The 26,985-nt window shown below is 70.3% G+C and carries 23 protein-coding genes; 6 read left to right on the top strand and 17 right to left on the bottom strand.

The features are described from left to right. Positions 1-8: 8 nt before the first annotated feature. From G6039_RS00115 to aspS, 4 genes are all read right to left on the bottom strand, one after another. Complete coding sequence (locus G6039_RS00115) at positions 9-1,034, bottom strand: zinc-binding metallopeptidase family protein (protein ID WP_029543565.1); 1,026 nt, start codon at positions 1,032-1,034, stop codon at positions 9-11. Continuing rightward, complete coding sequence (locus tag G6039_RS00110) at positions 1,027-1,977, bottom strand: transglutaminase family protein (protein WP_006944840.1); 951 nt, start codon at positions 1,975-1,977, stop codon at positions 1,027-1,029. Before G6039_RS00110 ends, G6039_RS00115 begins: the two co-directional genes overlap by 8 nt. Beyond that, entirely contained in the window at positions 1,974-4,559 is a 2,586-nt protein-coding gene (locus G6039_RS00105; RefSeq protein WP_029543563.1) for a circularly permuted type 2 ATP-grasp protein, read from the bottom strand. The genes G6039_RS00110 and G6039_RS00105 overlap by 4 nt, the downstream gene beginning before the upstream one ends. 222 nt (positions 4,560-4,781) lie before the next feature. Continuing rightward, positions 4,782-6,560 (bottom strand): aspartate--tRNA ligase, encoded by a 1,779-nt coding sequence (gene aspS / locus G6039_RS00100; protein ID WP_029543561.1) that lies wholly within the window; start codon positions 6,558-6,560, stop codon positions 4,782-4,784. A gap of 144 nt (positions 6,561-6,704) precedes the next feature. On the opposite strand from aspS, the gene ypfJ reads away from it, so the two are divergent. Both ypfJ and G6039_RS00090 read left to right on the top strand, forming a co-directional pair. After that, the gene (gene ypfJ, locus G6039_RS00095; RefSeq protein ID WP_006930708.1) at positions 6,705-7,619 is read left to right on the top strand and encodes a KPN_02809 family neutral zinc metallopeptidase; all 915 of its coding nucleotides are present in this window, start codon (positions 6,705-6,707) and stop codon (positions 7,617-7,619) included. A gap of 88 nt (positions 7,620-7,707) precedes the next feature. Continuing rightward, positions 7,708-9,147, top strand: a complete 1,440-nt coding sequence (locus G6039_RS00090; protein WP_029543559.1) for a lipase maturation factor family protein — start codon at positions 7,708-7,710, stop codon at positions 9,145-9,147. 473 nt (positions 9,148-9,620) lie between these two features. Here the strand turns inward: G6039_RS00090 and G6039_RS00085 are convergent, their stop codons facing one another. The 3 genes from G6039_RS00085 to G6039_RS00075 form a co-directional block, all read right to left on the bottom strand. Further along, positions 9,621-11,003 (bottom strand): wax ester/triacylglycerol synthase family O-acyltransferase, encoded by a 1,383-nt coding sequence (locus G6039_RS00085; RefSeq protein ID WP_029543557.1) that lies wholly within the window; start codon positions 11,001-11,003, stop codon positions 9,621-9,623. A 50-nt stretch (positions 11,004-11,053) separates the two neighbouring features. Beyond that, on the bottom strand, positions 11,054-11,704 hold the full coding sequence (locus G6039_RS00080) for a response regulator (protein WP_029543555.1): 651 nt from the start codon (positions 11,702-11,704) through the stop codon (positions 11,054-11,056). A 75-nt stretch (positions 11,705-11,779) separates the two neighbouring features. After that, on the bottom strand, positions 11,780-12,202 hold the full coding sequence (locus G6039_RS00075) for a pyridoxamine 5'-phosphate oxidase family protein (RefSeq protein ID WP_029543553.1): 423 nt from the start codon (positions 12,200-12,202) through the stop codon (positions 11,780-11,782). Positions 12,203-12,413: 211 nt separating this feature from the next. Between G6039_RS00075 and G6039_RS00070 the strand changes: the two genes are divergently transcribed. The 3 genes from G6039_RS00070 (at position 12,414) to G6039_RS00060 (ending at position 16,070) form a co-directional block, all read left to right on the top strand. After that, entirely contained in the window at positions 12,414-14,120 is a 1,707-nt protein-coding gene (locus tag G6039_RS00070) for a sensor histidine kinase (protein ID WP_006930700.1), read from the top strand. A 108-nt stretch (positions 14,121-14,228) separates the two neighbouring features. Continuing rightward, complete coding sequence (locus G6039_RS00065; protein WP_231385900.1) at positions 14,229-14,798, top strand: hypothetical protein; 570 nt, start codon at positions 14,229-14,231, stop codon at positions 14,796-14,798. A 96-nt stretch (positions 14,799-14,894) separates the two neighbouring features. Next, positions 14,895-16,070, top strand: coding sequence for a carboxylate-amine ligase (locus tag G6039_RS00060; RefSeq protein WP_029543549.1), 1,176 nt, complete (start codon positions 14,895-14,897; stop codon positions 16,068-16,070). A gap of 22 nt (positions 16,071-16,092) precedes the next feature. On the opposite strand, the gene G6039_RS00055 is transcribed toward G6039_RS00060, so the two are convergent. The 4 genes from G6039_RS00055 to G6039_RS00040 form a co-directional block, all read right to left on the bottom strand. After that, on the bottom strand, positions 16,093-16,530 hold the full coding sequence (locus G6039_RS00055; protein WP_029543547.1) for a nucleoside deaminase: 438 nt from the start codon (positions 16,528-16,530) through the stop codon (positions 16,093-16,095). Between the two features lie 65 nt (positions 16,531-16,595). Then, the gene (locus G6039_RS00050; protein ID WP_029543545.1) at positions 16,596-18,497 is read right to left on the bottom strand and encodes an ATP-binding protein; all 1,902 of its coding nucleotides are present in this window, start codon (positions 18,495-18,497) and stop codon (positions 16,596-16,598) included. Between the two features lie 111 nt (positions 18,498-18,608). Continuing rightward, a complete protein-coding gene (locus G6039_RS00045; RefSeq protein WP_029543543.1) occupies positions 18,609-19,211 on the bottom strand; it encodes an LppP/LprE family lipoprotein in 603 nt (200 codons plus the stop codon). A gap of 196 nt (positions 19,212-19,407) precedes the next feature. Then, on the bottom strand, positions 19,408-20,736 hold the full coding sequence (locus G6039_RS00040) for an SAM-dependent methyltransferase (protein ID WP_029543540.1): 1,329 nt from the start codon (positions 20,734-20,736) through the stop codon (positions 19,408-19,410). Between the two features lie 465 nt (positions 20,737-21,201). Here G6039_RS00040 and G6039_RS00035 point away from each other — a divergent pair, with 465 nt between their 5' ends. Further along, the gene (locus G6039_RS00035; RefSeq protein ID WP_029543538.1) at positions 21,202-22,449 is read left to right on the top strand and encodes an amidohydrolase; all 1,248 of its coding nucleotides are present in this window, start codon (positions 21,202-21,204) and stop codon (positions 22,447-22,449) included. Positions 22,450-22,530: 81 nt separating this feature from the next. On the opposite strand, the gene G6039_RS00030 is transcribed toward G6039_RS00035, so the two are convergent. From G6039_RS00030 to G6039_RS00005, 6 genes are all read right to left on the bottom strand, one after another. Beyond that, positions 22,531-22,827: a Dabb family protein gene (locus tag G6039_RS00030; RefSeq protein WP_037200865.1), complete on the bottom strand. Its 297-nt coding sequence runs from the start codon at positions 22,825-22,827 to the stop codon at positions 22,531-22,533. 80 nt (positions 22,828-22,907) lie between these two features. Next, positions 22,908-23,582: a CoA transferase subunit B gene (locus G6039_RS00025; RefSeq protein WP_006930685.1), complete on the bottom strand. Its 675-nt coding sequence runs from the start codon at positions 23,580-23,582 to the stop codon at positions 22,908-22,910. Position 23,583: 1 nt separating this feature from the next. Continuing rightward, the gene (locus G6039_RS00020; RefSeq protein WP_006930683.1) at positions 23,584-24,369 is read right to left on the bottom strand and encodes a CoA transferase subunit A; all 786 of its coding nucleotides are present in this window, start codon (positions 24,367-24,369) and stop codon (positions 23,584-23,586) included. Positions 24,370-24,375: 6 nt separating this feature from the next. Beyond that, positions 24,376-25,299 (bottom strand): VOC family protein, encoded by a 924-nt coding sequence (locus G6039_RS00015; protein WP_006930681.1) that lies wholly within the window; start codon positions 25,297-25,299, stop codon positions 24,376-24,378. A 13-nt stretch (positions 25,300-25,312) separates the two neighbouring features. After that, on the bottom strand, positions 25,313-26,185 hold the full coding sequence (locus tag G6039_RS00010; protein ID WP_029543535.1) for a fumarylacetoacetate hydrolase family protein: 873 nt from the start codon (positions 26,183-26,185) through the stop codon (positions 25,313-25,315). A 47-nt stretch (positions 26,186-26,232) separates the two neighbouring features. Next, positions 26,233-26,784, bottom strand: a complete 552-nt coding sequence (locus G6039_RS00005) for an aromatic-ring hydroxylase C-terminal domain-containing protein (RefSeq protein WP_206530603.1) — start codon at positions 26,782-26,784, stop codon at positions 26,233-26,235. Positions 26,785-26,985: the final 201 nt, after the last annotated feature.

Here is a 26,985-nt window from a genome sequence, read left to right as displayed (position 1 = left end):
CTGACAATCTACCCGGTTCGGGCGACGATCAGTTCGTGCACGAACCGCATCTTGACCAAAACGGGCGGGGGTAGCACGAACGGATACAGATCGGTGTGACCCATCGACCGGTTGACCATGTTCAGCGACCAGGCCAGCGGCAGCCAGCGCTCGAGGAGTTTGTCGAAGCCGGCCGGGCCGGGCTGGGGGCGGTCCAGGGCGGCGCCGGCGGGTGCGAACCCGAACCCGGCGGCGGTGTCCAGCGCGTCCCGCATGTGCAGATAGTGCGCGAACGTCTCGGCCCAGTCCTCGGCCGGATGCATCGTCGCGTACGAGGAGACGAACTCGTCCTCCCACCCGTCGGGTGCTCCCTCGGAGTAGTGCCGGTCCAGCGCCGCCTGGTAGTCCGCGTCGGGATCGCCGAACAGCGCCTCGAACCGGGCCCGCACGGCGGGGGTGGCGATCAGGACCATCTGGTAGTAGTGCCCGATCTCGTGCCGGAAGTGGCCCAGCAGGGTGCGGTACGGCTCGCCCATCTCGATCCGCAGCTGCTCACGGTGCACGTCGTCGCCCTCGGCGAGATCGAGGGAGATCACTCCCGACGCGTGTCCGGTGAGGACCTGCTCGTCGCGGCTCGACAGCAGGTCGAACGCGAGGCCGGTGTCCGGGTCGGTGTCGCGGCCGGTGAGCGGCAGGCCGAGTTCGGTGAGTTCGACGATCAGCCGGCGCTTGGCGGCCTCGGCGTCGGCGAACGCGGCCAGCGCGTCGGTGTCGTCGTCGGCCGGGCGGGTGCGGGTGAGCCGGCACGACCGGCACAGGCCGGGCTCGTCGCGGCCGACGATCCAGTTGCAGCGGGCCAGGTGCAGGTTGTCGCACAGCCGGTAGCGGCGGGCCGGCACCGCACCGGAGGCCGGACCGTCGGCGTCGTCCTCGGGCAGGATCGCGACCATCGAGACGGCGCCGAGGTCGAAGCCGATTGCGCTGCCACAGCGCAGGCAGACCGAGTTCTCGAAGGTCAGTTGCTGCCCGCACATCGGGCACGAGAAGTCACGCATCGGCCGCTCCTGTCGGTTCGGGGTCGGTGCGGTCGCCGCCGGTGGGCGCGAGCGGAGCCACGTCGACGGACACGTCGATGGTGCTGTCCTTGGCTTCGGTGTAGATCACCCCGCGCAGCGGCGGCACGTCGGCGTAGTCGCGGCCCCACGCGACGGTGGTATACCGCTCGTCCACGAACTGGTCGTTGGTCGGGTCGAAGGCGAGCCACGTGTCGCCGGGCAGCCACACCGCCGCCCAGGCGTGCGTCGCGTCGACGCCCACCATGCGTTCGCGTCCGGGGGGCGGATCGGTGGCGAGGTAGCCGGACACGTAGCGGGCGGCGAGGCCGTGCGCGCGCAGGCAGGCGAGGGCCAGGCGCGCGAAGTCCTGGCACACGCCGGAGCGCGCGACCAGGACCTCGGCGACGCGCGTGGACACCGACGTCGATCCGGAGTGGTAGGCGAAGTCGGTGAAGATGCGGTGGGTGAGTTCGGCGATCGCCTCGACCAGCGGCCGGCCCGGAGGGAAGGTGGGCGCGGCGTAGGCGAGTACCTCGGCGTCGACCTCGGGCGGGTCGAGGTCCAGAACGAAGTCGGTGGCCAGGGCGCCGGCCGTGCCGACCGGCCGCGCCGACTCCCACGGCGCGACGGCGGGACCGGCGACCAGCCGCGCCGGATCCGGCGGGGTCACCGTCACCTCGGACTCCGCGGTGACGACGAGCGTGTCGTGGGGCTCGGCGACGTGGAAGTAGACGTCGCGGTTGCCCCACAGGTCCGCCCCCACCGACGTGTCGGCCGGGGCGGGGTCGACGGTGACGCTGCTCGAGACGACCCGCTGGTTGTCGGTGTCGCGGGGCAGCAGGTAGCCGCGGCCGTACGAGGAGGTCACCACGCCGGAGTACCGGTAGGTGGTGCGATGCACGATGCGGTACCGGCGCCGGGCGGGGTCGAGCGGATCGGTCACGGCAGGGTCCTCCGCTGGGCGCCGCCCCACAGCGGCCGGGTGCCGCCGGGCAGCGACAGCGGCCCGCGCAGCAGCTGCTCGGCCAGCTGCTCGAGTCCGGTGTGGACGGCCGCGAGGAGATCGGCGAGCTCGCGGCGGACGCCGTCGGTGGCGGTCTCGAGGTCGACCGGGTCCACCCGGCGCAGCCGGGTCAGCAGCTCGTCGGCGAGGCGTTCGGGCCGGGTCGAGCCGGAGGCGTCGGGCAGCGCCCGCAAGTTCTCGCGCAGGCGTTCGAGCACCCACGCCAGCGAGCGGGGGTTGGTGGTGTCGAGCAGCAGCAGCTGCGCGACGGCGGCCGGGCGCACCCGGTGGTTGCGGCGGCGGTAGGTCACCGAGCTCTCCGCGGCGCCGAGCACCGTCTCCATCAGCGCCCGGTCGGTGGCGGCGTCGCGGGCGACGGTGAGGGTGGTCGCCAGCAGGGTGGTCAGCGACAGCGCCCGCTCGATCCGCTTGCCGAGGTCCATCACGTGCCAGCCCAGGTCACGGACCATCGATTCGGCCCCGAGCCCGGACAGGGCGAGCATCCCGGCGAGGACGGCGGACTGGGTGGCGCCGAGCAGGGAGCCGTCGTCGTCGGGGTCCTCGGTGAGCGCGTCGAGGGCGCGCTGGACGTCGGCGAGCACGGCCCACGTGTCGTTGGAGAGCTGGTCGCGCACGGCCCGGGCCGCCTGGTCGAGTCCGGCGAACGATTGGGCGAGCGAGCCGAGCCGTTTCGGATCGACGGTCATGGAGCGGAATTCCGCTGTGGCGGAGTGGTAGTCGTCCATGACGTCGGCACCGGTGTGCTGCGCCGCGATCGCCGGTCCGGGGGCCGCGGCGGTGAGCGCCGACAGCAGCACGGGCAGGCACTCGCTGCCCGGCAGCCAGGGCCGGAAGCGGTAGTCCTGGTAGCGCTCGCGGACCGCGACGAGCAGGCGGGCGGTGTCCTCGGCACGCTCGCCGTAGCGGCCCAGCCAGAACAGGTCGTTGAGCACCCGAGGCGAGGCGACGACGTCGACGGGGGGCACGGCGAAGGTGGACACCTCGTCCCCGGCCGAAACGCCTGTCGCGCCGGTGGTGGCCGTGGGCGCGGCGGTGCGCACCCACACGTCCTTGGCGACGACGCGCATCGGCGGCCGCGTGCGCGGCGTCGCGCCCGGGACGACGATCTCGCCGAGCCCACCGGGCATGGGGGTGAATCCGACCCGCTGGGCGACGGTGAACAGTCGGACGCCGACCGGCGCGGCACCGAGCCCGCCGGAGATTCCGGACAGCGACGGGACGTACGAGTGGTCGGGAATCTCCTGGCCGACCCACCGCCCCGGCTGCGCTCGCACCTGGGCGAGCAGACCCTCGCGCTGCTGCGCGTCGAGGCTGCCGACCATCACCGACCGGGCGGTGACCGCCGACCGCAGCACCAGCTGCTCGAACCTCTCCGTCAGCGCCGCCACCCCGGCCGGGGTGCCGCCCCAGTATGCGGGGACCGGCTCGAGCAGCAGGTCCTCGTCCAGCAGCGCCCGGCACAGCGACGGCAGGAACTCCGCCAGGGCCGGATTCTCGAGCACCCCGCTGCCGAGGGTGTTGACGACGGTGACGGCGCCGCGCCGCACCACCTCCACGAGCCCGACCACGCCGAGCCGCGAGTCCGGCCGCAGGTCGAGCGGGTCCGCGTAGGCGGCATCGACGCGGCGTAGCACGACGTCGACGCGGGTGAGCGAGCCGAGCGAGCGCATCCACAACCGGCCCTCGCGCACCACCAGGTCGGCGGCCTCGACCAGCGGGAACCCGAGGACGCCCGCGATGTGGGCCTGATCGAAGGCGGTCTCCGAGTGTGCGCCCGGGCCGAGGACGACCACCACCGGGTCCTCCGCGCCGGCGGGTGCGGCCTCGCGCAGCGCGAGGCGCATCGCCTCGACGAACGGCGACAGCGGCCGTGGGTTCGTCGCCTGGTACAGGTCGGGCATGGCGCGTGCCGTCACCCGCCGGTCGGCGAGGGCGTACCCGGCGCCGGACGGGGCCTGGGTGTGGTCCCGCACCACCCGGAACCGGCCGTCGCGGGCACGGGCGACGTCGATTGCGTGGACGAACAGCTGATGCGGCCCGGGGAGCGAGAGCCCGTGCGCGGCCCGCACGTAGCCGCGATGGCCGAACACCAGTTGCGGGGGCAGCAGTCCCTCCCGGAGCGTGCGCATCGGCCCGTACAGGTCGGCGAGCAGCGTGTCGAGCAGCCGTGAGCGCTGCAGCAGACCCTGCTCGAGGGTGCTCCAATCGTCGGCGGAGAGGACGAACGGCACCCCGTCGAGTTCCCACCGGTGCGGCGCGGCCGGACCGGTCTCCTCGGTGCGGGCGTCGACGGGGGTGTATGTGATGCCGTGGTTGTCGACGAGCCGGCGCACCCGCTGCCGGTAGCGGGCCAGCGCCTGGGGGCCACGTGCCTGCAACCCCTCCGCCAGTTCGGCCCAGTGCTCGCGGACGTCGCCCGCTGGGTCGAAGAGTTCGTCGAATTCCGGTCCGCGGTGGGCGTACCGCGCCCGCAGCGACTGTGTGGCGACCATGTCGGTCATGCCGTTGCCGCCCTCTCCGTCCGTCCGGCGCCTGCTGTCACTGTGCCAGGCCGTGCCCCGCCGTGCGCCCCCCGCCGTGCGCGCTGCCCTCTGACACCGCGGCGGCGCCGGACCGTGACACCGCGGCGGCGCCGGACCGTGACACCGCGGCGGCGCCGGACCGTGACACCGCGGCGGCGCCGGACCGTGGGCAGGCGCCGCCGACGAGGTCCTGTCGGTGCCCTACTTCTCGGCCTTCTTCGGCTCCGGCTTGAAGTCGATCCCGGACTCCTTGCGCTGCTCGGGGGTGATCGGCGCCGGAGCGTCGGTCAGCGGGTCGACACCGCCGCCGGACTTCGGGAACGCGATGACCTCGCGGATCGAGTCCGCGCCGGCGAGCAGGGCGGTGATGCGGTCCCACCCGAAGGCGATGCCGCCGTGCGGCGGCGCGCCGTACTTGAATGCCTCGAGCAGGAAGCCGAACTTCTCGTTCGCCTCCTCCTCGGAGATGCCCATCACCTTGAACACGCGCTGCTGGATGTCGGTGCGGTGGATTCGGATCGAGCCGCCGCCGATCTCGTGACCGTTGCACACGATGTCGTAGGCGTAGGCGAGGGCCGACCCGGGATCGGTGTCGAACGTGTCGAGGTGCTCGGGCATCGGCGAGGTGAAGGCGTGGTGCACCGCCGTCCATGCGGAGCTGCCGAGCGCGACGTCGCCGGAGGCGGTGGCGTCGGCGGCCGGCTCGAACAGCGGGGCGTCGACGACCCACACGAACTTCCAGTCGTCGGGATCGATGAGATCGAGCTTGCGGGCGATCTCGCCGCGAGCGGCACCGAGCAGCGCGCGCATGGGCTTGGTGGCGCCGGCGGCGAAGAAGATGCAGTCCCCGGGCTGGGCGCCGACGTGCTTGGCCAGGCCCTCGCGCTCGGCGTCGGTGAGGTTCTTCGCGACCGGTCCGGACAGCTCCCCGTCCTCGCCGACCAGCACGTACGCCAAGCCCTTCGCGCCGCGCTGCTTGGCCCACTCCTGCCAGGCGTCGAGCTGGCGCCGCGGCTGGCTCGCGCCGCCGGGCATGACGACCGCGCCGACGTACTCGGCCTGGAACACCCGGAAGGTGGTGTCCTTGAAGAACTCCCGGCACTCGACGAGCTCGAGGCCGAAACGCAGGTCGGGCTTGTCGGAGCCGTAGCGGCGCATCGCGTCGGCGTAGGTCATGCGCGGGATCGGGGTGGTCAGCTCGTGCCCGACCAGGCGCCACAGCGCGTGCAGGATCTCCTCGGCGAGCAGGATCACGTCGTCCTGGCACACGAACGCCATCTCGATGTCGAGCTGGGTGAACTCCGGCTGCCGGTCGGCGCGGAAGTCCTCGTCGCGGTAGCAGCGGGCGATCTGGTAGTACCGCTCGATGCCGCCGGCCATCAGCAACTGCTTGAACAGCTGCGGCGACTGCGGCAGTGCGTAGAAGCTGCCGGGCTGCAGCCGCGCCGGCACCACGAAGTCGCGGGCGCCCTCCGGGGTGGAGCGGGTCAGCGTCGGGGTCTCGACCTCCACGAAGCTGTGGTGGGCGAGCACGCCGCGGGCGGCGGCGTTGACCTTGCTGCGCAGCCGGATCGCCTTGCCCGGGCCCTCGCGGCGCAGGTCCAGGTAGCGGTACTTCAGGCGGGCTTCCTCGCCGACCTGGTCGTCGAGCTGGAACGGCAGCGGCGCGGCCTCGTTGAGAACCTCGAGCGTCGAGGCGTTGACCTCGACGGCGCCGGTGGGGATGTCGAAGTTCTGGTTGCCCTCCGGTCGGACCTCGACCACTCCGACGACCTTGATGCAGTACTCGGCGCGCAGACGGTGTGCCTGCTCGAGGACGGCGCCCTCGCGGAAGACGACCTGCGACACACCCGACGCGTCGCGCAGGTCGATGAAGATCACCCCGCCGTGGTCGCGGCGCCGGGCCACCCAGCCGGTGAGGGTGACGGTCTGCTCGGCGTGCTCGGCTCGCAACGAGCCGGCGAGATGGGTGCGCAGCACGGAATTCCTTTCGAAACAACCTAACGAGGGACGTCGTCGTTGCAATCCTACGAAAGACACACATCCGCCGAGGACACCCGTACCCGATCGGCCGTGCCAAGCTGAACCGATCGGTCCCCCTGCGACGAGGAAGTGAAGGCGGCGATGACGTTCAACGAGGGCGCTCGGATGGAGGGCGGCCGCATCCAGGTCGGCGGCGGAGGCGGACCGGGCGGGAAGATCGCGATCGGCGGTGGCGCCGGCGGCCTGCTGGTGCTGATCCTGGCACTGCTGCTCGGAGGTGATCCCGGCTCGCTCCTCGGCAGCGGCGCCCCGGAGCAGTCCGGGCAGTACGGCTCGGGCACCCTGGAGGGCTGTGAGACCGGGGCGGACGCCAACGCGAGCGTCGACTGCCGCGTCCAGTTCACCGTCGGCAGCCTCGACGCGGTGTGGGAACAGCAGCTCGGGCCGCAGACCGGCGTCGAGTACGTCCGGCCCGCGGTCGTGCTGTTCTCCGGTGCGGTCGCGACGGGCTGCGGCAACGCCACGAGCGACGTCGGACCGTTCTACTGCCCGGCCGACCGGACCGCGTACTTCGACACCAGCTTCTTCCAGGACCTGGTCACCCGGTTCGGCGCCAACGCCGGCCCGCTCGCGCAGGAGTACGTCGTCGCGCACGAGGTGGGTCACCACCTGCAGAACCAGCTCGGGGACCTCGGCCGCGCGCAGGCCGATCCGCGCGGTGCCGACTCCGGGGCCGTCCGCACCGAGCTGCAGGCCGACTGCTATGCCGGGGCGTGGGCGTACCACGCCGACAAGCAGCCGGATCCGAACACCGGGGAGCCGTTCCTGCAGCCCCTCACCCAGCAGGACATCCGCGACGCGCTGTCGGCGGCGTCCGCCGTCGGCGACGACCGGATCCAGGCTTCCGCCGGCGGGCGGGTGAACCCCGAGGGCTGGACGCACGGGTCGTCCGACCAGCGGCAGAAGTGGTTCCTCGCCGGGTACACCACCGGGCAGATCGCGGCGTGCGACACGTACACGGCGCGAGATCTGGACAACCCGCCGGCGCTGCGCTGACCCCGCCGCCCACCACGGGGAATCCACTCCCGAAACGCGGTGCGCGTGCCATGCTCGAGGGGTCCGCACCGGTACGAGGTGACCTGCCGTGGAATGGTACGACGCCGACGGGTATTCGCTGGGACGGCTGCTGTGCACGCGCGCGCTGGCCCTGGTGTACCTCGTCGCGTTCCTGGTGGCGCTCAACCAGTTCCGGGCGCTGCTCGGGAGCACCGGCCTGACGCCGATCCCCCGCTTCCTGAAGGCGACGTCGTTCGGCCGGGCCCCGAGCGTGTTCCACCTGCGCTACTCGGACCGTCTCTTCGCGGCGGTCGCCGGTCTCGGCGCGGTCCTGGCCGCCGCCACCGCGCTCGGGGTGACGGACCGGCTGCCGCTGATCGCGTCGATGCTCGTCTGGTTCCTGCTGTGGCTGCTGTACCTGTCGATCGTCAACGTCGGACAGGTCTGGTACTCGTTCGGCTGGGAATCGTTGCTGCTCGAAACCGGCTTCCTGGCGATCTTCCTCGGCAACGCGGACACCGCCCCGCCACTGCTCGTCCTGATCCTGCTGCGCTGGCTGCTGTTCCGGCTCGAGTTCGGGGCGGGCCTGATCAAGATGCGCGGCGACCGGTGCTGGCGGGATCTGACGTGCCTGTACTACCACCACGAGACCCAGCCGATGCCGGGCCCGCTGAGCTGGTACTTCCACCACCTGCCCAGGCCCCTGCACCGGGTCGAGGTGGCCGGGAACCACGTCACCCAGCTCGTGGTGCCCTTCTTCCTGTTCGCGCCGCAGCCGATCGCGGGGATCGCGGCGTCGATCATGATCGTCACCCAGTTGTGGCTGGTGGTCAGCGGCAACTTCTCCTGGCTGAACTGGCTGGCGATCGTGCTGGGCCTGTCGGTGATCCCGGACAGCTGGTGGGAGCGTCTGCTGCCGCTCGAACCCGGTCCGGGGTACGGGACGACGCAGACGGTGTTCGTGGCGGTGGTCGTGGCGCTGACCGGGACGGTCGCGGTGCTCAGCTACCTGCCGGTGCGGAACATGCTCTCCCACCGGCAGGCGATGAACGCCTCGTTCAACCGGTGGCACTTCGTCAACACCTACGGCGCGTTCGGCAGCATCACCCGGCACCGGCACGAGGTGATCGTCGAGGGCACCTCCGATCGGGAGGTGGGCCCCGGCACCGTGTGGCGCGAGTACGAGTTCAAGGGCAAGCCCGGCGACGTGCGCCGCCGGCCCCGCCAGTACGCGCCGTATCACCTGCGGCTGGACTGGCTGATGTGGTTCGCCGCGCTGTCCCCCGACTACGCGCGCTCCTGGTTCGGGCGACTGCTCGAAAAGCTGCTGACCAACGACGAGCACGTGACGGCACTGCTGCGGCGTAACCCGTTCCCCGACGCGCCGCCCCGCTGGGTGCGGGCGCGGTACTTCAGCTACCGGTACACCACGTGGCGCGAGCGCCGCGAGACCGGCGCGTGGTGGGTGCGCGAGTACATCACCGACTACATGCGGCCGGTGGCCCTGGCCGAACGCGACGCCGAATGAGGTCCCCGGAGCCGGCGGCGCTTTCGAAAATTCAATCTCGCGTTATCTCACCTTTATCGAACATCAACGTCGGGTAAAGAATGAGATCGACCGGGCGACCGGTATCCGGGACCCGGACAGGAAAAGGGGGCCTGCGTCCTCAACCCGCAGGCCCCCTCTATTTCCCCCGGATCAGCTGAGGTTCATATCCTCGGCGGAACCGGAGAAGAAGTCGAACGCGCCGAAGAGGTCGGCGATTGCTCCGAAGAAGTCGGCCAACGTTCCAAAGTCCATGCTGGAGCTCCATTTCTGATCTTGTACATACCGTACCGGTGCCGTGCACCGAACCCACCAAACGCGCCGGGTCCCGCAATTCGAGCGCGGACCCGGCTGCCGCACGCGGTAGGGGAAATCGGGTTCGCGAAATTCTCAGCACTCCGCGCATGCAATTCGCTGGCGCGCACGGTCGGCGCGATCGCGCCTGAAGGGCCGGGTCAGCGACGCGGCGGGCCGCCGACCGCCGCGACGCCCAGCTCCGCGAGGCCGTCGACGATCCCCCCGGCGAACTCGTCGACGTCCGGGGCGAGATCGGCATCGGCGACGACGTCGACGTTCAGCCGGCCCGCGTAGGACAGCACGCCGACGGCGACACCGACGTTGCCCTGCACCACGCCGACCTGGAACAGCTCGCGCACGCGGGCACCCGCGAAGTACAGCGGCACGGGCGGGCCGACCAGATTGCTGACGAACAGATTGACCAGCCGTTGGCGCCGCATCACCCGCACCGTCCACCGCTGGAGCAGCCGTCCCCCGGGCTGCAGCGGCGGCTCCCGCTTGAGCCGCGCGGTCTCGCGGGCGACGGCCGCGACCCGGGCGGCCACCGACCCGGGCCCCACCGGCAGGGGCACGAGCAGGATCCCGACCCGGTTCCCCGGGCTCCGGTCGTCGGCGGTGCGCAGCGACGCCGCCACCGACGCCTTCAGGATCAGGTCCGGGTCGAGTTCGCCGCGCGCCGCGAGGAGCCGCCGCGCGCCGGCGGCCACGGCGGCGAGCACGACGTCGTTGACCGTCGCACCGTGCGCGTGTGCGACGCGCCTGACCTCGGCGAGGTCGCAGCGCACCAGGCTCAGCCGGCGGTGCGGCCCGACGGGACCGTCGAACGACACCCGCGGGGCCCGGCCCTGCCGGGCGAGCGAGCGCAGCTGCCGCACCCGCAGGGCGGCACGTCGCGCCACCACCGCCGGCCGCACTGCCCGGAGCCACCGCCACGCGGCCCCGGGCCGGCGGTGCAGGTTGTCGCGGACGAGCGCACGCACGGAGGGTGGCGGAACCGGGGTGGGCACGGGACCGGGGTCCTCGTCGGGCGTGGTCGCGGCAGTGTCGAGCAGGGCGCCGAACAGTTCGAGGGCGGCGATGCCGTCGGCGACCACGTGGTGGAGCCGCAGCAGCAGCGCGATCGTCCCGTCGTCCCGGTCCGTGAGCAGCCACATCTCCCACAGCGGCCGGGACCGGTCGAGGCGTGGTTCGTCGAGTTCCGCGCAGGTGCGCAACAGGGTGGCCTCGTCGCCGGGAGCGGGCAGGGCGCGGGTCCGCACGTGGCCCGAGATGTCGAAGTGCGGGTCGTCGACCCACACGGGCGGTCCGGCACCCGGCGGCGGGCGGTGCAGCCGCTGGCGCAGTCGGGGCGCGCGGCGGGTGCGCCGCGCGACGTGCTCGCGGATCGCCGCCAGCCGGAGGCGTCCGGCCGCATCGCGCAGCGGCGCTCCGTCCAGGACGGCGAGCGCGGCCACGTGCATGGGCACCCCGCGGTCCTCGACGCGCAGGTTCCCTACGTCGAGCGGGCTCAGCCGCTCGAATCGGGGCCGGTCGTCCGTCATGGTGCCCGTCCTGCCGTCGGCAACGCCCGGGCGGCGCGGCGACGGAACGTTCAGCGCCCGCCGGGGCGTCTCGGCGGCACCTTCGTCGCCAGTACCGCGGCCTGGGTGCGGCGTTCGACCCCGAGCTTGGCCAGGAGCCGCGACACGTAATTCTTCACCGTTTTCTCGGCCAGGAACATCCGTTCGGCGATCTGACGGTTGGTCAGCCCCTCCCCGAGCAGCGCGAGCAGGGTCCGTTCCTGGTCGGTCAGGTTCGCATACGGTCCGCCGTCGTTACTGGTGTCGGCGCGCAGCTTCGCCATCAGCGTGGTCGCGGCGCGGCTGTCGAGCAGGGATTTGCCTGCCCCGACGTCCCGCACGGCCTGGATCAGCTCGGTTCCGCGGATGTCCTTGAGCGCGTAGCCGCTCGCGCCGGCGAGTATCGCGTCGAGCATCGCCTGCTCGTCGGTGAACGAGGTCAGCATCAGGCAGCGCAGTCGCGGCATCTGCGAGAGCAGTTCCCGGCACAGCTCGATGCCGTTGCCGTCGGGGAGCCGGACGTCGAGCACGGCGACGTCGGGTTCTACGGCAGGTACCCGCACGAGAGCCTCGCCGTACGACGACGCCTCCCCCGCGATCGTCAGTTCGGGATCCGTGGTGAGCAGGTCCGCGATGCCACGGCGGACGACCTCGTGGTCGTCGACGAGAAAGACCTTGACCATGCGGCAGCCTCCAATCCCCGGTCAGCACGGTACCGCACGGTGTGCCGGCTCACGGTCGGCTCGGGGACTGGATGGTCAACCGCGCTCGCCGGGCCACCACGGCAGCGTGGCACGACGCCCACTGATGTGCTCGACGTCGATGACGAGGAGGGGATCCTCCGTGCCGATGCCCCACGGCAGGCCGCCGGCGCCGTCGAATCCGCGGAGACCGTCCGTGCCGCGCGCGAGCCGGGCGCGGCCGATCGCGACCACGCTCCACCCCGACCGGGTCGGCGCCTCGAGTTGTTCGGCATGGAAGGCGAGCAGCCTGCCGTCGAAACGCTCGAACCACCCGTCATCGCCGGTGGGAACGACGATCTCGCCGTTCGGCGCCGCGAAGGTCACCGGGTGCACCGCGGGCAACGCCCCGTCGGTGTAGACCAGACGGCCGGTCGGCACCGACCGCAGCAACGCCATGCAGCGACCCGGCGCGAGCGGAGCTTCCGGACCCGTCGTCATCCTGGGCTTTCCCTCCTGCAAAGACATCTCCGCACTCCACCCTCGCCCGTCGAGGCGGCCCGCGGCAGGGTCCAAAGTCGTCACCACCGGGGCGCAAGTCACCGCGCCGGGGGTGACCCACGGATTACCCTCGGCACAATGGGAAAAACCGGGCCTTTCGAAGCGGCCCGGCACGCGGCGCACGGGACGTAATCCACCGAAGGGGTGAGCGATGGCCGCCGACGAGGAAACGTTGCTCGCGGGGACGCTCTCGCAGCTGCGACTGAGGGAGCTGCTCGCGGAGGTCCAGGACCGCATCGACCAGGTGATCGTCGCGCGCGATCAGATCGACGGTCTGCTCGAGGCCGTGCTCACGGTCGCGTCCGGGCTCGAGCTCGAGGCGACCCTCGAGCGCATCGTGCACGCCGCGATCGAGCTCGTGGACTGCCGCTACGGCGCCCTGGGCGTCCTCAACCGCCGCGGGGACGGATTGCAGAACTTCGTGTACGAGGGCATAGACGCAGACACCCGCGCGCTGATCGGCGACCTCCCCACCGGCCACGGACTGCTCGGACTGCTGATCGAACAGCCGAAACCGATCCGCCTCGACAATCTGGCCCAGCACGTGGCCTCGTCCGGCTTCCCGGCCCACCACCCGCCCATGCGGACCTTCCTGGGTGTCCCGGTCCGGGTGCACGGTGAGGCGTTCGGCAACCTCTACCTCACCGAGAAGGCCAACGGTCAGTCGTTCACCGAGGACGACGAGGTGATCGTGCAGGCCCTCGCGGCCGCGGCGGGCATCGCGGTGGACAATGCGCGCCTGTTCGAGGAGGCCCGGCTGCGGCAGCGCTGGCAGGAGGCCACGAGCGAGATCCGCGCCGAGCTGCTCGCCGACACCGACCCGGAAGAGGTGCTCGGCCTGATCGCCCGACGCGCGCTGGCCCTGTCGGAGGCGGACCACGTACAGATCGCCCAACCCGAGGATCCCGACGTGCCACCGGAGGAGGTCGCGGCCCTGATCGTCACCGCATACGCCGGTTCGGACCCGTCCGGGTTCGGGGGCAAGCGGATCCGGGTCGAAGGGACCGCGACCGGAACCGTGTACCGGTGCGGCGAGCCGCTGCAGGTCACGGAGTTCGACGGTGACGGCGACCGGCACGGGCCGGCGCTGCTGCTGCCGCTGCGCGCGTCGACCGACACCATTTCGGGGGTGCTGTCGGTCATTCGCGATCCGGGGCGGGAGCCGTTCGACGACCGTCAGCTCTTCCTCGCCACCTCCTTCACCGATCAGGCGGCGCTCGCGCTGAAGCTGGCCGACGACCAGCGACGGCTCAACTCTCTGACCGTGCTCGCCGACCGGGACCGCATCGCGCGGGACCTGCACGATCACGTCATTCAGCGGCTGTTCGCCCACGGCCTGAACCTGCAGAGCACCCACGCCCGCACCCGGGCGCCGGAGATCCGCGGGCGCCTGGCGGACATGATCGACGACGTGCAGAGCATCATCACCGACGTGCGCACCGCGATCTTCGACCTGCACGGCGGGATGGAGGGCACCCGGCAACTGCGGCAGGCCCTGCACGACATCGTCGCCGAACACACCGCCGACGTCGGCTTGCGGACCGTCGTGCGCATGTCCGGGCCGCTCAACGTGGTCACCGGGCCCCTCGCCGATCACGCCGAGGCGGTGCTGCGGGAGGCGATGAGCAACGTGGTGCACCACTCCGGCGCGAACAACGTCACCGTCACCGTGTCGGTCGACGACTACCTCACCATCGACGTCACCGACAACGGCGTCGGCATTCCCGCCACCGTCGCGCGCAGCGGACTGCACAACCTCGCCTCCCGCGCCGAGGAGGTCGCGGGCACCTTCACCGCTACCGCGGTCGACACCGGCGGCACCCGCCTGCTCTGGTCGGCGCCGCTGCCCGAGGACTGAGCTCGCACCGCCGGCGGCGGACGGCTCCCGGCCCCGGCATCTCGCCGCGGGCGCGGCAGCGGGTCGCACCGAGGCGGTGACCGGCTCGGTGGGGGGAGGCGGCAACAATTGCTGCGGCGCTCCTCGTCGCCGTTTCCCTTCGCGGCCGTGCCGATCCGAATTCCGAATCGCCGTTTCTGTCCTTTCTCGGCCGGAAGTCGAGATTCTCCGGTATGCGCCGGATGGCCCGGCGCGGGGGCTATCATCGAATTCGGCAGAGGGAACCCGATGAACACGAACACGAGCGCACTGAGCGACCAGATTCGGGCCGTACACCAATTGGTGCGGACGCAACTGCAGATACTCGAAATTCGCCACGAGCGCAGCTCGCATCCGATGGCGAAGCAGCAAATTGCGGCGGACATTCGCTATTTGTCGGAACGATGCGACGCCCTCGAACGAATTCTGCATTCGCACACGACATCCGCGAAGTCGTCGTCGTCTCGGGCGGCGCGGCTGAGCGACTGCATCGCCACCATCGCCGGCTCGGCGGACAGGCGCAGCGTCGCCGCCCTCGAACACGTCCTCGCGGACCAGCTGGCCGACCGCGTCCGCACCCTCGAATCCCTCGCGATCGCGCTCGGAGACCGGCCGCTGCAGCAGTGGGCACGCGGTATCCACGCCGTCGGCGCCGCCTGATTTCCCTCCCGTTCTCTTCCCACCTGCCCGGGACGCGTGCCAGGCTGGAGCCACGGTCCTGCCGAGCTGTTTCGGCCGTTCCGGTTGGAGGAGACGATGACGTCCACGCTGCCGCGCCGTGCCGGATCCGACCGTGGCGATGTCCCGGGCCGGCTGCTGACCATGGGCGTCGAGGAGGAGTTGCTGCTCGTCGACGCCGACTCCGGCCGGCCCCGGCTGAGCAACGCCGCCGTCGTGGCCGATGCCCGCGAGTCCGGGCTCGACCTCCAGCTCGAGCTGTCGCGCTGCCAGGTCGAGACCGCCACACCGGTCTGCACCCGGATCGACGACCTGCGGCAGGAACTGCGCGTCTCGCGCACGGTGGCGGCGGCGGCCGCCGCACGCGCCGGGGCCCGCCTGCTCGCGGCGGCAGTGCCCCCGTTCGACACCACCCCGCCCGGGGCGCTCACGGACGCCGCCCGGTACCGGCGGATGGCCGAGCACTTCGGGGTGGTGACCGATCAGGTGATCTGCGGCTGTCACGTCCACGTCGGGGTGCCCGATCGCGACGTCGCGGTGCAGGTCTGCAATCACCTGCGGCCCTGGCTGCCCGCCCTGCTCGCGCTCACGGCGAACTCGTCCGTCACCGCCGGCGCCGACACCGGTTACGCCAGCTGGCGTCACATCCAGTGGGGGCGCTGGGCCAGCGGGGGGCCGCCGCCCTTCTTCCGGTCCGCCCGGCACTACGACGACGTCGTCGCCATGATGCTCGACGCCGGCACCGTCCTCGACCCCGCGATGGTCTACTGGGACATCCGGCTCTCGCCGCACCTGCCCACCCTCGAGATCCGGGTCTGCGACGTGCCCGCCACGATCGAGGAGACCGTCACCGCCGCCACCCTCGTCCGCGGACTCGTGTCCACCGCGCTCACCGCCGTCCACCGCGGTGACCCGGCGCCCCGGCTCGAGGCCGACCGACTGAAGGCCGCGTGCTGGCGCGCCGCGCGGGAGGGCATCGACGGCTACGGGATGGACCCGCTGACGCAACGGCCCGTCCCCGCAGCCCGGCTGCTGGGCTCGCTGCTCGAGCACGTGCGGCCCGGCCTCGAGGAGGCCGGCGACTTCCCGTCCGCGCGCGCATCGGTGCGGCGGATCCTGCGCCGGGGCAACGGCGCGCGCCGTCAGCGGCGAGCGCTCGCTGAGTCCCGGAGCACGGCGGACTTCGTCGCGGAACTGGCCCGCATCACCGTCGAGGGGTGCGAGCCGGCCGCTCCCCCACCGACGGCCCGGTGATCGCTCCTACTCGGTGATCGCCCTACTCGGGGGGTGTGACGCCGATGTCCTCGTGCCACAGGTCCGGGTGCTCGGCGACGAACGTCGCCATCATGTCGATGCAGCGTCGATCGTTCAGCACCGTCACCTCGACCCCGTGCTCGGCGAGCCAGTCGTGGCCGCCGGTGAACGTGACGCTCTCCCCGATCACCACCGCGCCGATGCCGAACTGCCGGATCAGGCCGCTGCAGTACCAGCACGGCGACAACGTCGTCACCATGATCGTCGAGCGGTAGTCGCGCCGGCGGCCCGCGGCCCGGAAGGCGGCGGTCTCGGCGTGCAGCGACGGGTCCCCCTCCTGCACCCGCCGGTTGTGGCCGCGGCCGAGCAGCGTCCCGTCGGCGGCGAACAGGGCCGCGCCGATCGGGATGCCGCCCTCGGCGAGGCCGAGCCGGGCCTCCGCGAGCGCGACCTCGAGCATGGCAGCGGTGGTGGGGATGTCGAGCGGCCTGCGCGGGTCCGTCATGACGCCACCTCGAATCCCGTTCAGGCGAACGACTTGTGGATCTGCGCGCCGTAGCGGCGGATGATCTTCTGCTTGGCGGCGGTGTAGGCGTGGACGTCGTCCTGCAAGCCCTTGTTCTCGAGCGATCGGCGTGCCAACTCGCCGGCGATCACGTCGAGGAACAACTCGGCCAGCAGCAGTCGTGCCGCATCCCGGAACCGGCCCCGGCCGTCCAGATACAGCTGCACGGTGGGGTCGCCGGTGTTGATGAGGATCGTTCGCTGCTCGGGGTCGTACACGGCACGTCCACCGTCGTCCCCGAGATAGCGCAGGTCGTAGCCGACGAACATGTCCTCGCCGTGGTCGCGTGGCGGCCGTCGGTGTTCCTCCGGATGGGGCGGGGTGTGCGGGCGTGGCACATGGTGCGGCGACGGCGCGTTCTCGGCGATGACGATCTCGCACCACGCCCAGAACGCCCCGGACCGCACCATGATCTCGCCGCGCTCCCCGGCCGCCTCGCCGACGACCGTCCATTCCAGCCGCTGCACACCGGCCTTCTGCTCCACGGCAATCTCGGCGGGCCGGGGGTCGATCCGCATCGAGTCGGGCAGCATGTACGTGATCGTCAGCCTGTCGTCGCCGGGCAGGCGCTCGGTGTCGACTTCCAGAGTGACGTGGAACCGATGGCCGGGCCTGCGGTAGTAGAAGGGCGTCGTGAATTCAAGGACGACCGACTTCCCCGTGCCGGTCGCGGTCGTCAGCGGTGCCGATGTCGGCGCCGGCCCGATCCCGAGATCCCGGATCGCCGACTCGCTCATCCGGTGCAGCAGCCGGTCGATCATGTGCGCGGTGTGCTCGGAGGTTATCGCGTGCTCGAGGTGTCTGAGCTGATCGCGTTCGGCCAGCACATATTCGGCGAGCCGAACGCTGACCGCATGCGAGAATGCGGCGACGAACCGGTCCTTGTGGTTCAGACCCTCACGCTCGTCGCTGATGATCGGCTCACCCTGCCCGAGCCGCTCGATCAGGGCTGCGCAGTGCACGGTGCCGAACAGGTACTCGGCGCCCACCTGGTTCTCGTACTCGAACATCTGACAGTCGAGCACGGCGAGGCCCGAGACGACGACGAGACCGTTCGTGCGCTCGTCCCCCGACATGGCCAGCTCGGCACCTTCGGCCCGCTTCAGGGTGAGGGTGAAGGTGTACTCGTCGCCGTCGAAGTCGAAGCTGCCGGGCGCGTCCGGACCGATCAGCACGAGCGCCGGGGGTTCGTCGAAGAGCACCCGGCCGCTGCGCTGGATCTCGTGCCGACCGGCGACGTGCACCACCTCCACGCTCCGCCGCGACAGCACCTCACGCAGGTAGACGTTGTCGGACAGCGCCTGCACCACGGTCTGGTACCGGGAGATGACCACGTGCGGGTTCTCCACGACCAACGTCACCCGGGTACCGTTCCCGGGGATGCCGAGGCGTTCGCGGTCGTCGTCGGAGACCGGCCGGTCGCCGCCGTGGTCGTCGTAGAGGTAGCCGCCGTTCTCGCCGCGGAAGAGGTCGATGCGGGTGAGCCGGCCGTCCTTGACGGTCTCGACCGTTCCGGCGCCGACACCGAACACGGCCTGCTTGAGGCCGCGCCCGAAGTAGCCCCGCCCATGGCCCTCGCCCCGCGACAGCGGGCTGTGGGCTGCCCCGTACGCCAGGATGCGGGCGGCCTGATCGAACGGCATACCTTCGGCATGGTCGGTGACCTGCAGGACCGCGCCCGACTGGTGGCGCTCGTAGGTGATGTCGATGCGGCCGTTCGCCTGTGCGCGGCCGTTGTCCAGCCGGGAGTAGCTGTCGTCACTGTTGGTGATCAGTTCGACGAGCGCCTTCTCGATCGAGGCGAAGCGCCGCGAATCGATCCCGATCACACGCTGGTCCACCGGAATGGGGGCGACTGCCATCGTTTCTGCCTTGTCTGTTCTGTCGGGCAGTCCTGAGGGTGGCTTCCCGACCTTGCCGCGATCGTACCGACGTTCGCGTCGATGCCGCGGCAATCGAAGTGCCCGGCGATGTCACCGCATTTCGTCGCATCCCGTCAACTCCAGGTACTCGTCCGGCAGTCGCCCGTCGGTGACGACCCCGCCGTCGGACCACGTGAACGTCAGCTCCGCGAAACCGGTAGCGGCCGCGTTCGGCTCGCCCTCGCGCGGGTAGTTGTATTCGACGTCGATGGAGTCGAAGGCCGTTGCGACCACCGCCGGGTTCAGCGCGCACGGCGTGGCGGTGCCGACGTAGTCGCCGCGGTGGAACAACAGCAGGTGGGTCGGCGACGATCCCGTCGCCCCCACGATCCCGACCTGCGCGTAGCTCAGGTTGCTGCAGCCGTTGTAGTTGCCGTTGTACGCCTGCAGCCACGTGGCATCGGGGATCTGCTGCGGCGGGGGTAGCTGCTCGATCACCGCGAAGACCTCGGGTGCCTCGAGGTCGACATCCGGGTCGCACGGCTGTTCGCCCACCGTCGTGGACACGGCGGCCCCGCCGGTGGGTGCCTGACGGGAGGACGTCGCGGTGGTCGGTTCGGCCACCGGCTGCCCGTCCTGCGGCTGCGCGCACCCGGCCAGGATCGCCATCGCAAGGGCCGACACAAGGGTGACACCGGCTGTGCGACTCGGCATGGGGCTCCTCGGACTCTCGGGTGCGACGGCGGTCGCCGCGACGGGTACGAATGGTGTCAGTTCGGATCATCCCAGTCGAGGCCCGTGGCAAGGTCGCGGAATGGTCCAGCTCGGTCGAGCCGAGCAAACTCCGGCTACCTCGTCAGAAGCCGGTAGAACTCCGCATCGTGTCCGTGTGCCGGGCAGAGGACCGACATCACTGCGTGTGACTGTGGCCCGGCGGAGAGGGGTTCGGTGCGGGTGGCCGCAGGAGTTCGGCGCGGGTGCCGGGCATGCCGCTGTGACCCCGTTCGGTGCATTTGACCGCCAGGACCTGATTGACCCCGAGCCGGTTCGCCGCAAATGCCAACGCCGAGCCGGCCATGTACAGCCGCCATACTCGTGCCCGCCCGGCGCTGCTGTGAGCCACCGCCTCGTCCCAGTTCGACTCCAGGTTCGCCACCCAGGCCCGCAGGGTCGTCGCGTAGTGCTCGCGCAGCGACTCGACGTCTCGCACCTCGAAACCGGCCCCTTCGAGCGCCTCGATCATCGTCGCGAGCGGCAAGATCTCGCCATCGGGGAACACATAGCGATCGATGAACGACGTTTTCGAGAACTCGGCGAGGGATTTGCCCGGTCGCCGCGAGATCGCGTGGTTGAGCAATCGTCCCTGCGGGCGTAGCAGCGCGAACAGGTCCGCGGCATAGGTCGCCAGCATCGCAGCGCCGACGTGCTCGGCCATGCCGATGCTCGAGATCGCGTCGTAGGGGCCGTCGGTGACGTCGCGGTAGTCCTGGACCCGGATCTGCACCAACTCGCCCACGCCCGCGTCGACCATCCGTTTGCCGGCGTAGTCCGCCTGTTCGTGGGACAGGGTGACACCGACGACGTGCGCGCCGTAGTGACGTGCCGCGTGCAGCGCGAAGGTCCCCCACCCGCAGCCGACGTCGAGTACCCGCATCCCCGCGGTCAGGCCGAGTTTGCGGGCCACCAGATCGCATTTGGCGTACTGGGCGGCGTCCAGATCCTCGCTCTGCGCCGCCCAGTATGCGCACGAGTAGGTCATCGACTCTCCGAGCACGAGTCGATAGAAGTCGTTGCCGACGTCGTAGTGGTGGCTGATCGCGGCGGCGTCACGTCCCTTGTCGTGCCGGCGCCCGCGCACCGGTTTCATCTCCTCCGTCGGCGGCCGCGGGGGCGGGCCGAGGATCCCCAGGCGCAGCGCCGCTTTCACCACCGCCGTCTTCGTGTGCCCGTCGATCCGGACACCCGGGCCGCGGCTCGGGTCCGACACCTGCTCCAACACGTCCAGACCGGCGAGCAGATCTCCCTCGATGTCGATGTCACCGGAGACGTAGGCCCGAGCGAAACCGAGGTCGTTGGGCGCCCACAGCAATCGCCGTAGACCACGCCTATTGACCAGGTGCACCCGCCAGGGCGCGTCCGCAGGCCCACTCCGGCTGCCGTCCCAACACCTGATCCCGACCGGAGCCTCCTCGCCCAGCACCGCACGAACCAGCGGCGCCACCGTATAAGCGACCGTCATACGCACCTCCGTCACAGTTCGGGCCCGACCACCATCGCGACTGCGCGTTCCCGCTGCTCGCCGTGACGCTCAGGGCCTGTCAACCCGCACCCGCGTCCCGCAACGCCACCTCGTCGACGATATCGATGGAACCCCCCTCGCCGCACACCATTACACCAGTCTCCGTATCACCACACCGGCTTCGCCGAGCTTGCACACCTCGTCGACCACCGGTCCAGCGCCCCAGGCTTCGCCAGGGCAGCCCTCGACCCGCGCCGGCTGTGGCCGATAGCGCTTCGGGCGAGGCGGTGGCCGAACGTATTCGTGCGCAACCCGTTCGAGCCGGGTCGCATGAAGTCACCCCGCGCCGAGTAAGGGCGTGGAAGGATGGCCTCACGCACAACCGCGCTCCGTGTGCACAGCCAGCCCCATGGAACCCGAAGGTCGAGTCGTCTGCCCAGCAGAAGACGTAATCGAAGGAAAACCATGACCACACCCGGCGGTATCACGATCGATCCGGCACTCGTCGATCTGTACAAGGACCTGCACCGGCATCCCGAGCTCGGATTCCGAGAACACCGCACTGCCGCGATCGTGGCCGACCGGCTGAGGGCATCGGGATTCGAGGTCACCACCGGCGTAGGGAAGACCGGCGTAGTCGGCGTCCTGAAGAACGGGCCGGGGCCGACCGCGCTGCTGCGGGCGGACATGGACGCCCTTCCCGTCCGGGAGGACACCGGGCTCGACTACGCCAGCACCGCCACGGCCACCGACGAGCACGGCGGCACGGTGCCGGTCGCTCATGCGTGCGGCCACGACCTGCACACCACCTGTCTGCTGGGCGCGGCCCGAATTCTCGCTGCCGACCGGTCCGGCTGGACCGGCACCCTACTGCTGGTGTTCCAGCCCGCCGAGGAGCTGGGCGCGGGTGCGCAGGCCGTGGTGGACGACGGGCTGTTCGACAGATTCCCGAAGCCGGACGTCGTGCTCGGTCAGCACGTGGCGCCCCTGCCGGCCGGCAAGATCGCCGGACATCCCGGCCCGTCGTACGCGGGCTCGGATTCTCTGCGGGTGCGGCTCGTCGGAAGGGGCGCGCACGGATCGATGCCGGAGGCGTCGGTCGATCCCATCGTGTTGGCCGCCGCCACGGTGTTGCGTCTGCAGACCGTCGTTTCCCGGGAGATTCCGAGTACCGCGACCGCGGTGCTCACCGTCGGGTCGATCCATGCCGGTGACGCCGCGAACGTGATTCCCGGGCACGCCGAGATCCAGTTGAACATCCGCAGTTACGACACCGCCGTGCGCCGCCGCATCCTCGACAGTGTCGAACGCATCGTGCGCGGCGAAGCTGCCACGGCCGGCGCGCCGGAGGACCCGACCATCACCGAGATCGAGCGCTTTCCGGTCGTCACCAACGACGCGGACGCGTTGCGCACGAGCCTCGAGGCCTTCGCGACCTGGCTGGGGCAGGACAACATTCTCGACCCGGGAGCCGGCGCCGGAAGCGAGGACGTCGGCATTCTCGCGACCAGCGCCGGGGCGCCGCTGTCCTACTGGCTTCTCGGCGGCGCCGACCCGTCGCTCTTCACCACCGGTGACATGACCGATCCCGCGCTGCTCACCGTCCCGTCCAACCATTCACCCCATTACGCCCCTGTCATCGAACCGACGCTGCCGATCGGGGTCGCCGCGTTGGTGACCGCTGCCCGGACGTGGCTGCCGTCGACTCACTGACCGTCCGCAGCACCGGTCTCGGTGCGCCCGCAATGCCGAGGTGCTCTGGGGAGAGGATCGATGCAAAGCTGTCTTGACGGGTCAGGGCACCGGGAACTGCACCGATGACTTGGCGGCGACAAAAGTCGCGAACTCGGTGTTGACGCGTTGGTGCTGCGGATCGGTCATGTAGTCGGTGAGTGCCTGTTGGTCACGGAAGACCGCGGCGACGGCGTAGTCCGCAGTTCCCGGCCGCAGGCGCAGGTCGGCACCGTGGTGGTAGGACTCGATACCCGCGCAGGAGTGGGAGACGGTCTCGAGCGCGTGGGCGAGCGCGTCGATGGTCTCCGATGTGGTGCTCGGGGTGAAGGTGAAGGTCACTACGTGGGCGATAGGCATGGCCGGTGGTTCTTTCCGGGAGTGGGCGGGTTCGGCAGTGCGGCCCGGGCGCGACAGTGTCCTCAGGCGGGTTGAGGTCCTCAGGCGGGTTGAGCTTCGAGTTGGTGCAGCGGTGCGCCGGTGGCTCCGCGCACCCACTCCTCGGCGACACCGGGTGCGCACTCACGCAGGACCAGGCCGTCGTCGGTCACGTCGATCACGGCGAGGTCGGTGATGATCCGCTGCACCACGCCCTCTCCCGTGAGCGGCAGCGAGCACTCCGAGACGATCTTGGGGTTGCCCTGCTTGTCGGTGTGTTCCATGAGCACGATGACCTTGCGGGCACCGTGGACGAGGTCCATCGCCCCGCCCATGCCCTTGACCATCTTGCCCGGCACCATCCAGTTCGCCAGATCGCCCGTAGCGGAGACCTCCATGCCACCGAGCACCGCGGTGTCGATGTGCCCGCCGCGGATCATGCCGAAGCTCAGCGCCGAGTCGAAGAACGCCGCGCCCGGGTTGACGGTGACCGTTTCCTTACCGGCGTTGATCAAGTCCGGATCGACCGCATCCTCGGTCGGGTACGGTCCCGTTCCCAGGATCCCGTTCTCACTGTGCAGGGTGACCTTCACGCCCTCGCGCAGGTAGTTGGGGATCAGCGTCGGCAGGCCGATACCGAGGTTGACGTATTCCCCCGGCGACAGCTCCTGAGCGGCCCGGGCCGCCATCTGCGTGCGCGACCAGCCGACGGACTGTGTGTCCACACTCACGGTCATCTCAAGCACCCTTTCCGGCCGACACGGTCCGCTTCTCGATCTGCTTGTCCTGCACCCCGGTGTGCACGATCCGGTTGACGAAAATCCCCGGCAGGTGCACTTCGCCCGGATCGATCTCGCCCGGCTCCACCAGCTCCTCGACCTGCGCGATACAGATCCGGCCGGCCATCGCGGCGAGCGGGTTGAAGTTCATCGCGGCCTTGTTGAACACCAGGTTGCCCTCGGTGTCGCCCTCGAGCGCGTGCACCAGCGAGAAGTCCGCCGTGATCGACTCCTCGAGCACGTACCGCTTGCCGCGGAACTCGCGGATCTCCTTCGGCGGGGACGCCACCGCGACCGATCCGTCGGCGTTGTAGCGCCACGGCAGACCGCCCTGCGAAACCGGTGTCCCCACCCCGGCGGGGGTGAAGAAGGCGGGAATGCCCGCGCCGCCGGCCCGCAGCTTCTCCGCGAGGGTCCCCTGGGGCGTCAACTCCACCTCGAGTTCACCCGACAGGTACTGCCGAGCGAATTCCTTGTTCTCCCCCACATAGGACGAGACCATCCGGCGTACTTTTCCGCGAGTGAGCAGCAGGTCCAGTCCGTGGCCGGTCGCGCCGCAGTTGTTGGAGAAGACCTCGAAGTCGTCCACGTCGCGATCGGCAAGAGCACCGATCAGGACATCTGGAACACCGGAGACTCCGAATCCTCCCACCGCCAGCGCGGCCGACGAGGGAATGTCTGCCACCGCTTCGGCTGCGGAGGCGAACACCTTGCCCGCGCACAATAATTCGACGCGATCGGTCATCTTGGATCAGCCTTTGCTCGAGTGCGCGCCGGTCATCAGGGCGGCAAGATCTTCGGGTTCGAGGAACGACGGCGGCAGCGGGGGTCCCCACGAGTACAGTGCTGCCAGGCCGTGGAGCACCTCCGGGGTCCACACCTCGTCTTCGGGGATGCAGTCCATGTCGGAGTAGTACTCGGAGTAGTTGCCGGCGGGATCGCGCAGGTACCAGAAGAAGTTCGAGCCGGCGTAATGCCGTCCCAGTCCCCAGGCGTGCCGTTCCGGATGTCCTTCGAGCATTCCGTAACCGCCGCGTCCGACTTCGTCGATGTCGTCGACCTGCCAGCTGGTGTGGTGCAGGAAGTTCACCGGCGAGGCCTGGACGAGCACGTTGTGGTGATCGGTGGAGCAACGCATGAAGGCGGCCGTGTCCCCGACATAATCGCTGACCTTGAACCCGAGGCCTTCGGTGAAGAACCTCCGCGTCGTCTCGTAGTCGACACTTCCCAGCACGGCGTGACCGAGCTTGCGGGGACGGACCGGCCCGGTGCGCGAGGAGAAGGGCGCGCGACCGGTGCGGTCGATCCGTCCGGGCCCGTTGTACGGGGTGGCCGGTACCGGGGGCACGACGATGCGCGAACGCACCGAGACACGCACTCGGGTGCCGGTGGCCGGTTCCACGGCCACCAGACTCGACTCTTCGTGCACCACCGGCACACCGAGCTCGGCCAGTCGCCGGGCGATGGAAGCGATGTCGTCGGGATCGTCCGCAGCAATCTCGAGTTCGACCAGCCGACGGATCGGTGCATGAACGATCTCGAGTTGCTCGCCACCGTTCTGAGTGGCGAAGATGCCGCCACCGCGGTGGTCTAGCCCGAATTCGGTGTAGTAGGAGATGTTTTCGTCCACATTGGGCACACCGATGGTGACTTTGCCCAGTCCGTGCAAGGCCATGACAGTTCTCCTGTTACTTCGCGGCGGGACCGGCGACGAACCGCTGGTGCAGTTCGCCGATGCCTTCGATCCAGCTGTCGAGGGTTTCGCCGGGCTGCAGGAAACGCTTCGGGGTGCGGCCACCGCCGACGCCGGCAGGGGTTCCGGTGAAGATGACGTCGCCCGGGTACAAGGTGACGGTTTGCGAAAGGGCGGCGATCAGCTTGCCGACCGGGAAGATCAACTCGCGGGTGCGGCCCTTCTGCATCTCCTCGCCGTCGATCCTGCAGCCCAGCTCCAGATCGCTCGGATCGGCGAACTCGTCCGGGGTGACCAGCCACGGACCCTGCGGGGAGAATCCGGGGAACGACTTTCCGAGTCCGAATTGCGGTGCGGGTCCGCGCAACTGGGTGACTCGTTCGGAGATGTCCTGCCCGACGGTCAATCCGGCTACGTGGTCCCACGCATCCTGCTCGGCGATCTGGAAACCTTCGCGGCCGATGATCGCCACGAGTTCGATTTCCCAGTCGACGTTACCGCCGGCGGGAATGGTGACCTCGGTGTCCGGGCCGGAGAAGCTCGAGACGTACTTGGTGAAGACCGGCGGGAGCTGGCTCGGCGCCTCGAAACCCGATTCGGTGGCGTGAGCGGAATAGTTCAGGCCGACCGCGAAAACCTGGCGCGGGGCCGGGGACGGCGCCTCGAGCGTTGCCCGCTGCACCGGGGTGGTCTGCTCCGTCGAATCCACATCCGAAGCCCAGGAGCGGAACTCGTCCCAGGTGTTGTAGATCGACGGCAGGTCCGGACCGAACCGGCCATCGCTCGCAGTGGCGATATCGATGGCGTGCTCGGCACCGCGCTCTCCGACGATCAGAGCGGCGCGACCGGCAAGGTTGGCAATACGCATGAGAGGCATCTCCTGAAATTGTGTGAGGAACCCGGGGCGGTGCGGGGTCAGGCTGTCGGAACAGGGGTGGCGACAGAGATCGGAGCGAGGGCAGCGTGGTACCCGTGGACAAGGTCGGTGAGCCGCTCCGGGGCGGCAGCGGTGCCGAAGACGTAGTGGTCGGGACGGAGGAGTACGCAGGCGATCTGCTGGTCGGTGAACCATCGCGACCATGCGTGAGTGGAATCCTCGAGATCGCAGCCTTCCGACCCGATTGTGAACACTCGCACGTTCGCCGCATCGAGTAGGGACCGATGCGTTTCGCCGATCCGGGCAGCAGCCGCGGCGTCGGACGTCAGCAGAACCGCGCCGTAGCCGACGACGTCGTCGAGCAGGGCGGTGTACCCCTCGGCAGTCTCCACCGGGAACTGCGGAGCATGGGTTCCCGCGAGTCCGGCGAGGCCCTCGGCCGTGGCCACGATCCCGGACCCCAGGACCGGCTGCTCGGTGATGGGCAGAACCTTGGCCGGATCTGCTCCCCCGGCGAGCATGCGGGCGTCACGTTCGGCAGCCAGCTCCGGGTCCAGGACGCAGATGACGTTGCCGAGGGCCACCGACATCGCGATTGCGTACTGCAGGTGTCGCGTCCGTTCGGAGGTGTAGCTGTCGAGCAGCGCCGGGCCGGACCGGCCGCGGTCAAGTCCCTGGAGGTGGTGTACGACGTCGTCGCGTGATTCCTCGGGAGTGGGTCAGGCAGTCAAGGCCGGTGTCACCTCCCCGGTCTCCTCGGCGACACTGTCGGCGGGCTTGTCGGTGCGGGA

The sequence above is a fragment of the Rhodococcus aetherivorans genome (genome assembly GCF_011058165.1).
GTDB lineage: Bacteria > Actinomycetota > Actinomycetes > Mycobacteriales > Mycobacteriaceae > Rhodococcus > Rhodococcus aetherivorans.
The sequence above is the reverse complement of the archived record's forward strand: the minus strand, read 5'-3'. Positions and strand labels throughout refer to the sequence as shown.